The 12,232-nt window shown below is 73.8% G+C and carries 13 protein-coding genes; 8 read left to right on the top strand and 5 right to left on the bottom strand.

The genetic code is table 11. The features are described 5' to 3' along the window. Nucleotides 1-2,055 (bottom strand): acyltransferase family protein, encoded by a 2,055-nt coding sequence (locus DMP15_RS24840; protein ID WP_337826518.1) that lies wholly within the window; start codon nucleotides 2,053-2,055, stop codon nucleotides 1-3. A 123-nt stretch (nucleotides 2,056-2,178) separates the two neighbouring features. Further along, complete coding sequence (locus DMP15_RS24835; protein WP_337826517.1) at nucleotides 2,179-3,015, bottom strand: transglycosylase SLT domain-containing protein; 837 nt, start codon at nucleotides 3,013-3,015, stop codon at nucleotides 2,179-2,181. Between the two features lie 439 nt (nucleotides 3,016-3,454). On the opposite strand from DMP15_RS24835, the gene soxR reads away from it, so the two are divergent. Together soxR and DMP15_RS24825 are read left to right on the top strand one after the other, a co-directional pair. Then, the gene (gene soxR / locus DMP15_RS24830; RefSeq protein ID WP_073578358.1) at nucleotides 3,455-3,925 is read left to right on the top strand and encodes a redox-sensitive transcriptional activator SoxR; all 471 of its coding nucleotides are present in this window, start codon (nucleotides 3,455-3,457) and stop codon (nucleotides 3,923-3,925) included. A 52-nt stretch (nucleotides 3,926-3,977) separates the two neighbouring features. Beyond that, the gene (locus tag DMP15_RS24825; RefSeq protein ID WP_337826516.1) at nucleotides 3,978-4,736 is read left to right on the top strand and encodes a tyrosine-protein phosphatase; all 759 of its coding nucleotides are present in this window, start codon (nucleotides 3,978-3,980) and stop codon (nucleotides 4,734-4,736) included. A 6-nt stretch (nucleotides 4,737-4,742) separates the two neighbouring features. Here the strand turns inward: DMP15_RS24825 and DMP15_RS24820 are convergent, their stop codons facing one another. Continuing rightward, nucleotides 4,743-5,135 (bottom strand): hypothetical protein, encoded by a 393-nt coding sequence (locus DMP15_RS24820; protein ID WP_073578360.1) that lies wholly within the window; start codon nucleotides 5,133-5,135, stop codon nucleotides 4,743-4,745. 7 nt (nucleotides 5,136-5,142) lie between these two features. Continuing rightward, entirely contained in the window at nucleotides 5,143-5,385 is a 243-nt protein-coding gene (locus DMP15_RS24815; RefSeq protein WP_062400609.1) for a hypothetical protein, read from the bottom strand. A gap of 126 nt (nucleotides 5,386-5,511) precedes the next feature. Between DMP15_RS24815 and DMP15_RS24810 the strand changes: the two genes are divergently transcribed. The 5 genes from DMP15_RS24810 to DMP15_RS24790 all read left to right on the top strand — a co-directional run bounded on the left by DMP15_RS24810 (nucleotide 5,512) and on the right by DMP15_RS24790 (nucleotide 10,232). Continuing rightward, entirely contained in the window at nucleotides 5,512-6,684 is a 1,173-nt protein-coding gene (locus tag DMP15_RS24810; protein WP_179760954.1) for an acyl-CoA dehydrogenase family protein, read from the top strand. Between the two features lie 13 nt (nucleotides 6,685-6,697). Further along, nucleotides 6,698-7,726, top strand: a complete 1,029-nt coding sequence (locus tag DMP15_RS24805; protein WP_337826515.1) for an acyl-CoA dehydrogenase family protein — start codon at nucleotides 6,698-6,700, stop codon at nucleotides 7,724-7,726. Between the two features lie 101 nt (nucleotides 7,727-7,827). After that, nucleotides 7,828-8,337, top strand: coding sequence for a helix-turn-helix transcriptional regulator (locus tag DMP15_RS24800; RefSeq protein WP_020621783.1), 510 nt, complete (start codon nucleotides 7,828-7,830; stop codon nucleotides 8,335-8,337). Between the two features lie 33 nt (nucleotides 8,338-8,370). Further along, entirely contained in the window at nucleotides 8,371-9,477 is a 1,107-nt protein-coding gene (gene prfB / locus DMP15_RS24795; protein WP_073578362.1) for a peptide chain release factor 2, read from the top strand. After that, complete coding sequence (locus tag DMP15_RS24790; RefSeq protein ID WP_337826514.1) at nucleotides 9,474-10,232, top strand: hypothetical protein; 759 nt, start codon at nucleotides 9,474-9,476, stop codon at nucleotides 10,230-10,232. Before prfB ends, DMP15_RS24790 begins: the two co-directional genes overlap by 4 nt. A gap of 196 nt (nucleotides 10,233-10,428) precedes the next feature. Here DMP15_RS24790 and DMP15_RS24785 read toward each other — a convergent pair whose 3' ends face one another. Next, entirely contained in the window at nucleotides 10,429-11,649 is a 1,221-nt protein-coding gene (locus tag DMP15_RS24785; protein WP_073578364.1) for a multidrug effflux MFS transporter, read from the bottom strand. A gap of 67 nt (nucleotides 11,650-11,716) precedes the next feature. On the opposite strand from DMP15_RS24785, the gene DMP15_RS24780 reads away from it, so the two are divergent. Then, nucleotides 11,717-12,196 carry a MarR family winged helix-turn-helix transcriptional regulator gene (locus DMP15_RS24780; RefSeq protein WP_337826513.1) on the top strand — a complete coding sequence of 160 codons (480 nt, stop codon included), beginning with the start codon at nucleotides 11,717-11,719 and terminating at the stop codon, nucleotides 12,194-12,196. The last annotated feature ends 36 nt before the right edge of the window (nucleotides 12,197-12,232 follow it).

The following is a 12,232-nucleotide window of genomic DNA, read 5'->3' as shown; positions in this document are numbered from 1 at the left end:
TCACCAGCCGAGGTGGTCGAACGCCGTCGCGAGCGTCGGGGCGAGGGTCTCGGCGTAGGTCGCGGTCAGGTGGTTGTCGTCCATGTAGACGAGCACGTTGCCCACCTCGCTGCGGCAGACCGCCGGATCGCAGATGCCGTCGGCCATGTCGGCGAACACCACGTTCGGCGGGACGCCCGGGACCGCCGACCACGGCGGGTACGGCTGGTACAGCGTGTGCCGGTCGATCTCGCAGGCCGGTGCGCCCCGGCCCTGCGTGGCGACGCAGTCGACCACGTTGAAGTCGAAGCGCGGGTTGTCGCGAACGGCGACGACCGGGATCCCGGCCGCGTCGAGCCGCTGCCAGGCCTGGACGAACCCCTCGGGGGTCTGCTCGTGCAGCCCGGGCCGCACGTCGCGGCTGGCCAGTGTCAGGACCGCGTCGGGGTGCATCGCGACCAGCTGGTCGTGCACCGCGGCGTTCCAGTCGGTGCAGCCCTGGTCGTCGGCGACGGTCTCCGAGCGCACCGACATCGGGCAGGCCCCGCGGAACATGCCCACCATCGACCAGTTGCGCTGCTCGGCGATCACCGCGAGCGAGGCGGCGTACTGCTGGGCGTGCGAGTCGCCGACCACGGCGACCGTCCGCTCCGAGGTCTCCGGGTCCGGCGCGGGCACGGTGCAGACCTCGAGCTCCGCGCCGTGCTCGGAGGGCCCGCAGTCCCAGTGGGTGCCGCGGTAGCTCCAGTCGTCGGGCGCCTGCACCAGCGACGGGGTCAGCTCGGCGTCGGCCGGGTCGAGCGAGGCGAGGTCGAACTGCGGGGACAGCGCCACCGCGCCCGGGTGCGACGGCGAGCCCGCCAGTACCGGCGTCGACGCCCGCGCGGCGGCCAGCCCGTACCAGGAGCCCGCCGCGACGAGCACGGTCAGCGCGAGCACCCCGCCGGTCCGCAGCGCGTGGCGCACGTCGAGCTCGGCGATCCGCTGCTCGACGAACCGGTGGGTCAGCCAGGCCAGCACGAACGACACCGCGATCACGGCGGCGCCCTGCTCGAGGTCCAGCCGGTCCTGCCCGGTGCGCACCAGCGTGAGCGTCAGGATCGGCCAGTGCCACAGATACAGCGGGAACGAGATGTCGCCGATCGTGCGCAGCACCCGTCCCGACAGCAGGCGGTCGACGCCGAACCGGTGCCCGGACCGCCCGGCGACCAGCACCATCGCCGCGGCCAGCGTCGGCCAGAGCGCCGCCCAGCCGGGGAACGCGCGGTCGACCTGGAGCAGGATCCCGCAGGAGACCAGCGCGGCCACACCGCCCCAGCCGAGCACCGCGCGGGTGCCGGGGGTCAGCTCCGGCCGGTCCTCGATCCGGGAGATCCACAGCGCGAGCAGCCCGCCGAGCGCGAACTCCCAGATCCGCGTCGCGGAGTGGAAGTAGGCGAGCGGCTGGTTCACCAGCGTCAGGTACACCGAGTACGCGAACGAGGCCGCGCCGACGGCGAGCAGCGTGCCGGTGAGCCGCCGGTGCAGGTCGGCCCCGTCGCGCCGGGTCGCGATCGCGACACCGGCCACGACCAGCGGCGCGAGCAGGTAGAACTGACCCTGGATGGACAGCGACCAGAAGTGCTGGACGATGCTGGCCGCGTTGTCGCGGGCCGCGTAGTCGACCGAGTTGTGTGCCAGTTCCCAGTTCTGCAGGAACAGCAGCGACGCGACCGTCTCCCGGACGGTCGGCATCCAGCGGTTCTCCGGCAGCAGCCAGAACCCGGCCACCACGCCCGCGACGAGGACGACCGTGACCGCCGGTAGCAGCCGGGAGAACTGGCGGCGCCACGTGGCGAGTACGTCGACCCCGCCCCGCGCCGCCGCCCGGTGGAGACCACCGGTGATGAGGAAGCCGGTGATCAGGAAGAACACGTCGACGCCGCCGGAGACCCGGCCGACCCAGACGTGGTAGACGACCACCAGCACCACCGCCAGGGCGCGCAGACCCTGCAGCTCCGGACGGAACCGGGAGCGCGCGACGCCCCCGGCCGTCGTCGTGGTGCGGCTGGCGGGGGCTCCACCGGGGGACGACACGAGTGGCAGCTCCTCGTTGCGGGCACGATCGGGTAAAGGAAAGTTTACGATTCGACCCCTACAACGACGACGGCGGTCACCGGGTTCCCCCGGTGACCGCCGCTCGTGGGGTCAGGGTCTCGCTCAGTATCCGATGTATCCGCCGTGGCTGCCGACCCGGCCGCCCGCGTCGAGGGTGTCGATGCCGTAGCGGTCGATCATGTAGCGGACGCCCGCGGTGATGTTCGCGATCGGGTCGGTGATCGACCGGTCCGCGAAGTCCGGGTGCACGTAGGCCGCGAACGTCGAGGGGATGACCTGCATGAGGCCCTCGGACGGGTTGCCGGCCGCGGCGTTGGAGTCCCAGTTGTTGATGGCGTGCGGGTTCCCGTTGGACTCCTTGAGGATGATCCGCTTGAGCCCGCTCGCGTAGGCCTGGGACAGTCCCATGTGGTCCAGGGCCTCGGCGATCCAGCCGTCCAGCCCGCCCTGGGCGACGATCGCGTCGATCCGTGCCTTCTCGGCCTGGCGTGCCTTCTCGGCAGCGGCGGCCTTGGCGTGCTCGGCGGCGATCTTCGTCGCGATCTCGTGCGCCTTGCCCATGGACGCGAGGTCGGCGTCCTGGGCGGGGGCGGCGGCCTGCAGCGCGCCCGACGCGGCGGACGGCTGGGCGAAGGAGACCGGGCTGAAGAAGCCGGAGGTCGATCCGTCCGTGGCCTTCGTGGCCGAGGGGATGTTCGCGGAGTACGCGGCCAGCGTCGTGGCGGCGGTGGTGCCGCCCTCCTCGGCGTCGGCCTGCGTCGAGGTCCCGTCCAGAGTGGTCGGGACGATCGCGGCGAACGCACCGGAGGCGAGCACGCCGAACGCGGCGCCGGTGGCGGCCGTGCGGGTGCCCGCACGACGCGCGGCGTGCGCGGGGCCGCCGTGCCGCGAGGAACCGAGGGACGGTGCAGCGGCCGTCGCTGCAGGTGTGGTCGCCACGGGTCGGGGGAACCCGTGGTGGCCACCGGGGGAGCGGTGTCCGGGCAAGGAAACGCCTTTCAGATCACGGACGGCGCCGCGCACGAACGGCCGGGTCGGGGGTCCCGGGTGAGCCGGTCGGGGAGTCCGGCTCCAGCCCGCTCGTGATCGGGCCGTGATGACTGGGGACGACCGTAGAGGGCCCCGCCGCGGGGGTCCAGCCCCGGGGTCGTCGGTCGCCGCGCGACAGACACCGTTCACCGGTTCCGTGATCTTGATGGCGTGCGGGGCGCAACCCGGTGGACGGTGCGCCTCGGCCGACGGACGGCGGTCCCCGCAGGTGGCGGGCTCGCGACGAACGGCGCAATACTGGAGTCGGCTCGAGGTTTGCACGGGCCGTCCCGATGCGCGGACCGGCGTGTGGGGGCGGCCGCGGCGGGGTGACAGGACGGGGACGGGCATGGACGCGGGCGACCTGCTGACCATCGGGGAGATCGTCGAGCGCAGCGGGTTCCCGCACTCGGCGTTGCGCTACTACGAGCGCGAGGGGCTGATCTCCGCGACCCGGACCTCGGGCAACCAGCGCCGCTACCGGCGCAGCGTGCTGCGCCGGCTCGCCTTCGTCCGGGCGGCCCGGTCCATCGGGGTCGGGCTGGAGGAGGTCCGCTCCGCCCTCGACGCGCTGCCCGCGGACCGGACGCCGACCCGGTCGGACTGGGCCCGGCTGTCGCGGTCCTGGCGCGGCAGGCTCGACGAGCAGATCGACGCGCTGACCGCCCTCCGCGACGGACTCGACGGCTGCATCGGCTGCGGCTGCCTGTCGATGACGACCTGCCGGCTGGTCAACCCCGACGACGCCGCCGCCGCGTACGGCGACGGTGCCCGGGTGCTGCCCGCCGCGCTGCGCCGCCCGCCGGTGCACGGCCGGTGAACCCTGCCCTGCGACCGCTGCCGTGGCGCCCCGGGCTGCCTAACCTGGGGTCGTGACCGATCTCGTACCGGACCGCTGGTTGACCGTCGACGGCCTCGCCAACGCTCGTGACGTCGGCGGCCTCCCGCTCGACGGCGGGGGCCGCGTCCGCACCGGCGTCCTGCTGCGCACCGAGTCCCTGGAGGGGCTGGGGCTGGCCGCCGTCGCGTACCTCACCGACGAGCTGGGTGTCGCGCAGGTGCTGGACCTGCGCACTGACCACGAACGCACGACCTACGGCCTCGGTGCGCTCGCCGCAGCCGGGGTGCCGGTGCACCGGCTCAGCTTCATCCCCGAGACCGGGATCGCGCTGCCCGAGGTCGACCTCGGCGACTCCCATCCGATGCTCGGCCACTACCTCGCCTACCTGGAGGGACGCGGCGAGTACGTCGTCGACGGGGTCCGCCGGATCGCGACCCTGGACTCCGGGACGACCGTCGTGCACTGCGCCGCGGGCAAGGACCGGACCGGGGTGCTCGTCGCGCTGGTGTGCGCCGCGGTCGGGGTACCGCGGGAGGAGATCACCGCCGACTACGCGCTGTCCGCGACCCGGATCGACGCCCTGTTCCGGAAGTGGACGACCGCCTCGGGCGAGCCGATGCCCGGTGTCGACGAGCTGGACCGGCACCGCCCGCGGGCCGAGGTCATGGCCGAGTTCCTGCGGCTGCTCGACGAGCGCCACGGCGGTCCGGTCGGCTGGCTGCGCGAGAACGGCCTCACCGACGACGAGCTGGCGCGTCTCCGGACCCGGCTGCGCGACGGGAGCGCCTGAGCACGCTCAGGGCAGCTCCTCGATCGGCACCATCGGGTCGAGCTTGCGCAGCGCCCCCGGGTCCCCGGTGACCGCGGGCCAGCCCCGCCGCCGGGCGGCGGTGACGACCTGGCCGGTCACGATGTCGTCGAGCCCCTGGGAGGCCAGCAGCAGTCCGGCCTCCTGGGCGCTCTCCGGGGACAGCTCGTGGATCACGGTGTTCGGCAGACCCAGCAGAACCTGCAGTGCGGCGTGGTGCTCGGCGTCGACCATCGACCAGGCGCGACCGAGGGCGGCGCTGGGCACCGCGAGCACGATGTTCTCCTCCACCGCGGCCCAGACCAGGGCACGCATGTAGACGGGGCGACCGGTCGCGAAGGCCGCCAGAGCCGAGGAGTCGAGTACGCGTCCGCCGATCATCGCGGGCTCAGCCGACGGCCACGGGCGGGACCGGGCGCAGCGAACGGCGCGCGGCATCCAGCTCGTCGGCCGGCGGGGGACCGCCGTAGAGGTCGGCCAGGGTGGCCAGGGAACGGTCCCGGTCCTGTCGTGCCTGCACGGCCTCCGCCACGTAGGCGGACAGGCTCGACGCCGATCCGCGGGACACCGCGTCCCTCGCCTCGGCCACCAGCTCCGCCGGCAGCGTGACCGTCACCCGCTCGCTGCGCATACCGAAAGGCTACTCCCTGCATACCGCCCGGGCCACGGACACGCCGCGGGAAGCAGGTTACCGGCGGGTATGGAAGGCTCCGGGGCGGGACAGTGCCGACCTCACACGAAGAACGGGTGCTCATCCATGGACCTCACCTTCACTCCGGCCGAGGAGGAGTTCCGCGCGGAACTGCGCTCCTGGCTCGGCGCCCACATCCCGCAGGAGTGGACCCGCCCCGGGTTCTGGGAGTCCCTCGAGGACTCCGAGAGCTTCCGGCTGCGGCGCGACTGGGAGCGGGACAAGGCCGACGCCGGGTTCGCCGGCATCCAGTGGCCCGTCGAGTACGGCGGCCGCGGCGGCACACCCGGCATGAAGGCCATCTACGACGAGGAGACCGTCCGCGCCCAGGCGCCCCGTACGGTCAACCCGCTCGGGCTGACCTTCCTCGCGCCGACGGTCATGGCGATCGGCACCGACGCGCAGAAGAAGGAGATCATCGGCCCGCTGCTGCGCAACGAGGTCGTGTGGTGCCAGGGCTTCTCCGAGCCCGGCGCCGGCTCCGACCTCGCGGCGCTGTCCACCAAGGGCGTTCGCGACGGTGACGACTTCGTCGTCAACGGCCAGAAGGTCTGGACCACCAACGCCGTGCACGGCGACAAGATCTTCACCCTGGTCCGCACCGAGGCCGGGTCGGAGAAGCACCGTGGCATCTCGATGCTGCTCATCGACATGGACCAGCCCGGCGTCACCGCGCGCCCGTTGCGCCAGATGAGCGGGGCGAGCGAGTTCGGCGAGGTCTTCTTCGACGACGCCCGCGTCCCGGCCGCCGACTGCCTCGGCGAGATCGGCGACGGCTGGCGCACCGCGATGCTGCTGCTCTCGTTCGAGCGCGGCGCGTCCGGCATCTCCCAGTACACCGAGTTCCGTCGTCAGTACGACGAGATCGCCGCCGTCGCCCGGCGGCTCGGCCGCGACACCGACCCGGTGATCCGCGACGACCTGGCCCGCGTGCTGATCGAGCTGGAGTGCCTGAAGCTGCACTCGATGCACGTGCTCACCCAGGTCGAGCAGGGCCGCGATCTCGGCTTCGAGGCGTCGATGACCAAGCTCCAGTGGTCCGAGGCGTTCCAGGACCTCTGGGAGGTCTACGACCGGATCCTCGGCGAGGACGCCACGCTCGACGCGCTGCCCGACGGCACCGACCTGCGCCCGCTGCACGCCCAGGCCATGTGGTCGCGCTCGGTCACCATCTGGGGCGGCTCGTCGCAGGTGCAGCGCAACGTCACCGCCGAGCGCGTGCTCGGCCTGCCGCGGTAAGGGGAGCGGACACATGTTCTTCGCACTCACCTCCGACCAGCAGGAGTTCGGCGCCGCGGTGCGCGACTACCTGGCCGAGCGCTTCGACCTCGCCGCCGTGCGGACGGTCGTCGAGAACCCGTCCGACGACGGCAACCCGGCGTCGTTGTGGCGCGCCGCGGGCGAGCAGGGGTGGACCGCGGTCACCGTCGACGAGGAGCACGACGGCCTCGGTCTCGGCCTGGTCGAGGCCCAGGTGATCGCCCGGGCGCTCGGGGCGGGTGTCGCCCCCGGCCCGTGGCGCGGCACCGTGCTGGCCGCCGACGCGATCCGGCTCGCCGGCTCCGACGAGCAGAAGGCGGCCTGGCTGCCGAAGCTCGCCGCGGGCGAGGCGGTCGGTGCGTTCACCACCCGGGGCAGCGCCGCGACCGGTCTGTCGGTGGTGGAGTACGGCGCGCTCGCCGACGTCGTCGTCGCCCCGGCCGAGGACGGCCTGCCCGGGCTGGCGCTGATCACCGGCGCCACGGCGTCGCCGGTCGGCAGCTACGACGGCACCACCCGGCTCGCGTCGCTGGACGGCGGGACCGCCGAGGCGCTGCCCGGCACCACCGTCGAGCTGCAGAAGCAGCTGACCGACCGGGCGACCGTGCTGGTCGCCGCGGACCTGGTCGGCATCGCCCGCGAGGCGTTGACCCGCACCGTCGCCTACGACCGCGAGCGCACCCAGTTCGGTGTGCCCGTCGGGTCGTTCCAGGCGCTCAAGCACGCGCTGGCCGACCTGCACGTCGGGGTCACGATGGCCGAGCACGCGGCGCTCTACGCCGCGCACGCGGTGGACGCCGGGCTCGACGGTGTCGAGCTCGCCGTCGCCGTCGCCAAGGCCAAGAGCAGCGACGTGGCGCTCCAGGCGACCGCGGCGATGATCCAGTTCCACGGCGGCATCGGTTACACCTGGGAGCACGAGGCGCACTTCTTCTACAAGCGCGCCAAGCGGCTCGCCGGCCAGTACGGCGACGTCGCCGTCTCCCGCGAGCGGATCGCCTCCCTGACCATCGGGGCCTGACCCCTCCGTGGGCCGCGTGAGGCCACAGTGCACCCCGTCTGCTCAGGGAGGATGTGCGCTGTGGACTCGCGCGCCCGGCGCGGACGTGGGACCGTCGGACGATGGCACCCGTCACACCGGTCAACGCCACCGCCGCCGCCCTCCTCGGTCTGCTCCACGGCGGGCCGATGACCGGTGGGCAGCTGGTGGCGGCGGCCGGTGAGCGGTTCGGGCTGTTCTTCTCGGTCACCCGCAGCCAGGTCTACCGCGAGCTGCCCGCGCTGACCGAGGAGGCGTTGCTGCGCCTGGGCAAGCAGGGCCCGCGGGCCAGCCAGCAGTACGTGATCACCGCCGCCGGCAAGCGGTCGTTCAAGCACTGGCTCGCCACCGGCGGCGACGCCGACGCCGTCCGCAGCCCGCTGGTGCTGCGGCTGCTGCACGCGGGGACGCTGACGGTCAAGCAGCGCACCGAGCTCGTCGCGGCTGCCCGCGAGGCCTACGCCGAGCGGCTCGCGGTGGCCCGCGCCGCCGCCCGTGCGACCGACGACCCCTACGGCCGTCCGGTCGCGGACTTCGCCGTCGCCCACACCCGGGCGATGATCAAGCTGATCGACGCGATCCCCCAGGACTGAACCGGGTCCCACCCCCGCGTACCCTCGACCGTTGTGAACTCCGACGTCCAGGCCGACCTGAAGGACCTCGACACCACGCTGTCCAGCATCGAGGCCGTCGCCGACGTGCCCCGGCTGCGCCAGGAGATCGAGGAACTGTCCGAGCAGGCGGGCCGGCCGGACCTCTGGGACGACGTCGACGCCGCCCAGCAGATCACCAGCCGGCTGGCCTACGCCCAGGGCGACCTGCGCCGCCTCGACGACCTGCGCCGCCGCCTCGACGACGTGCCGGTGCTCTACGAGCTCGCCGAGGACGAGGGCGACGAGTCCGCCGTCGCGGACGCCGACGCCGAGCGCGCGAAGCTCCGCAGCGAGATCTCCTCGCTGGAGGTCCGCACCCTGCTCTCGGGCGAGTACGACGAGCGCGAGGCCCTGGTGACCATCCGGTCCGAGGCCGGGGGCATCGACGCCGCCGACTTCGCCGAGATGCTGCTGCGCATGTACCTGCGCTGGGCCGAGCGCCACGGCTACGGCACCGACGTCTACGAGACGTCCTACGCCGAGGAGGCCGGCATCAAGTCGGCCACCTTCGCCGTCCACGCGCCGTACGCGTTCGGGACGCTGTCGGTCGAGGCCGGCACCCACCGCCTGGTGCGGATCTCGCCGTTCGACAACCAGGGGCGGCGCCAGACGTCGTTCGCCGGTGTCGAGGTGGCCCCGGTCGTCGAGACCTCCGACCACATCGAGATCGACGAGAAGGACCTGCGGGTCGACGTGTTCCGCGCGTCCGGGCCCGGCGGCCAGGGCGTCAACACGACCGACTCGGCGGTCCGGCTGACCCACATCCCGTCCGGGATCGTCGTCGCCTGCCAGAACGAGCGCTCCCAGCTGCAGAACAAGGCGTCGGCGATGGCCGTGCTGCAGGCGAAGCTGCTGGAGCGGCGCCGGCAGGAGGAGCGCGAGCTGCGCGACTCGTTCAAGGAGGCCGGGTCCTCCTGGGGCAACCAGATGCGCAACTACGTGCTGCACCCGTACCAGCTGGTGAAGGACCTGCGCACCGAGCACGAGGAGGGCAACCCCTCGCAGGTGCTCGACGGCCAGATCGACGAGTTCATCGAGGCCGGCATCCGCTGGCGCAAGCAGACCGAATCGGCCTCGTGAGCCGGGGTCGCCGGGCGTCCGCCGTCTGCGGCGCCCTCCTCGTCCTCGCCCTGGCCGGATGCACGACGGGGTCCCCGGAGCCGGCCGCCGACGGGGCTCCGGCCGCGTCCACCGCGCCGTCGGCGCAGGACACCGTGGCCGCCGCGGGCACCGCGCTCGCCGGCGCCGGGTCGGCGCGGGTCGACGTCGAGCTGGACTCGGTCACCGGCCCGGTGCGCGCCTCCGGCCCCGCCCGCTTCACCCCGTTCGCCGCGGACCTCACCGTCGCCGTCGGCACCCGTGGTGCCCAGGTCAGGGTGCTCGACGACCGTGCCTGGGCCCGGTTCGGCGGCAGCGACCGCTGGCAGCCGCTGTCCACGGGGCTCCTCCCGGTCGGTGCCGTCGGCGGGATGCTGCACGCCGCGCCCGGGCTGCGCGACGTCGTCGCCGCGCCGGGGGCAGCCGACGTCGACGGCGTCGCCGCGACGACCTACACCGGGTCGGTGGATCTCGCCGCCGCACGGGCCGGCGCCCCGGACCCCGCGGTCGGGGCCCGGCTCGACGAGCTCGCCGGGCTGGTCTCGCCGACCCCGCGGTTCACCGCCTGGCTCGGTGCCCCCGACGCCGCCCCCGCCGACCGCGGACGGCTGCTCCGGCTGCGCCTGGAGCCGCAGGCCCCGGCCGCCGGGATGCAGAACGCCGGCGCCGCGGTCCCGGGTGCGGTGACCGTCTCCTTCGGCGACCCCGGGCTACCGGTGGAGATCACCGCCCCCTGACGACGGCCCCCGCATTTCGCGCTCGCGCCTCGCGGCTCGCGGCTCTCAGGGCGCGGGTCGTGCCTCGCGGGTCACGCCTCGCACCGACCCGGCCGCGGTGCGTCGAGATGCAGCTCAGCGGGCCGCGGAGATCGACAACTCCCGCTGAGGTGCATCTCGGCGTCGCGAGCCGGGCGGGCGGGACGGCGGTGCCGGCTCAGCGCGGCGCGGTCGCGCCGCGGGTCAGGGCGGTGAGCGACACGGCGGAGAGCGTGGCCGCGGTCAGCATGGTCACGGCCATCGCCGTCGCGCTCGACCCGACCAGCGGCGAGACCAGGGCGCCGAGGCCGAACTGGGTGGCCCCCAGCAGGGCCGAGCCCGTCCCGGCGCGGTCGCGGACCTCGCCGGTCGCCAGCGCCGCGCTGTTGCCCATCACGAACCCGAGCGTGGCCAGGGTCGCGAACAGCAGCACGAGGACGGGCCAGCGGGCGGCGCCGAGCAGCACCACGACGAGCAGAGCCGCGCACAGCACGACCAGCCCCCCGACGGCGACGACGAGCTGGCGGCGCGGGGCGACCCGCGCGGCGAGCCGGCTGCTGACGATGTTGCCCAGCACCAGCCCGGCCGCGTTCGTCCCGAAGGCCAGGGCGTACTGCGTCGTGGAGAGGCCGAGTGTCTGCTGCAGCACGAACGGCGATCCGGAGATGTAGGCGAACATCATCGAGAACGACGTGGCGAACGCGAGCACGTAGCCGACGTAACGACGGCGGCGCAGAAGCGCGCCGACGTCGGCGAAGGTCCGGCGCACACCGCCGGAGGTACGGGCCGGGGCCGGGAGCGTCTCGTGCACCGCGAGCAGCGACGACACCAGCATGAGCAGCGCCAGCCCGGCGAGCACGACGAAGATGCCCCGCCAGCCGACGACCCCGCCGAGCGAGCTGCCGATCACCGGCGCGATCACCGGCGCGATCCCGTTGATCGCCATCATCAGCGAGAACAGCTGCGCGGTCCGCGCGCCGGCGGTGCGGTCGGAGATCATCGCGCGGCTCAGTACCAGGCCGGCCGCCCCGCCGAAGCCCTGTAGGAACCGGGCGACGACGAGCACCGCGACCGACGGCGCGACCGCGCTCGCCAGGCAGGCGACGAACAGCAGGACCGTGCCCGCGAGGACCAGGCGTCGCCGCCCCCAGCTGTCCGAGAGCGGGCCGATCACCAGCTGCCCGACCGCCAGCCCCACCAGGAACGCGGTCAGGGTCAGCTGCGCCGCCGACGCCGACGCCCCCAGTTCGGTCGCCACGGTCGGCAGCACGGGCAGGTACATGTCGGTGGCCAGCGGCGCCACCGCCGTCAGCAGCGCGAGAACGCCGATCCACACGCCGTCCGGCACGGTGCGGCCGCGCGCGGTCCTCGGTGCGGCCTGCTCGGTACCCACGGTCATGGCGTCCTCTCTCCCACGGGCGATCAGTTATGAAAATATATATGAATGGTCGAGTAGTATCGCGTCTGTGACGGAGATCAAGGAGCGCGAGGACTGGGCGGCGCTGGTGGCCGCCGTCCACGACCTGTCGCGGGTGCTGCGGTCGTCGGGCGAACGCGCGGTCGGCCTGGACGCGATCACCGGATCCGAGCACGAGGTGCTCCGGTGGGTCTCGGCGCGGCCCGGGCATCCGGTGTCGGCGGTGGCCCGCGGTCTCGGGCTGCAGCCCAGCAACGTCAGCGCCACCGTCCGGTCGCTGGTCGAGCGCGACCTCGTCGAGCGCCGTGCCGACCCGGCCGACGGCCGTCGTGCGCTGCTGTACCCCACGGCCCGGGCGGTCCGGCACCGCGAGCTCCTCGACGCCGCCTGGACGCGGCAGATCCGGCGCGCGCTCGGCGACCTGGACGGTGCCGACGCGGTCGCGCTGCGTGCGGCGGTCCCCGTCCTGGACCGGCTCGCCGGTGCGCTCGACCCGTCGCGGGACCCGGTCGCCGCCGGACCGGCCTGACGGGCGTGTCGTCACGGCCCGTGTACTCCGGGCGGC

This window comes from Pseudonocardia sp. UM4_GMWB1 (genome assembly GCF_017312155.1).
Classification (GTDB): Bacteria; Actinomycetota; Actinomycetes; order Mycobacteriales; family Pseudonocardiaceae; genus Pseudonocardia; species Pseudonocardia alni.
Note: the sequence above shows the minus strand (reverse complement) of the source record. Positions and strands in the feature narration are given on the sequence as shown.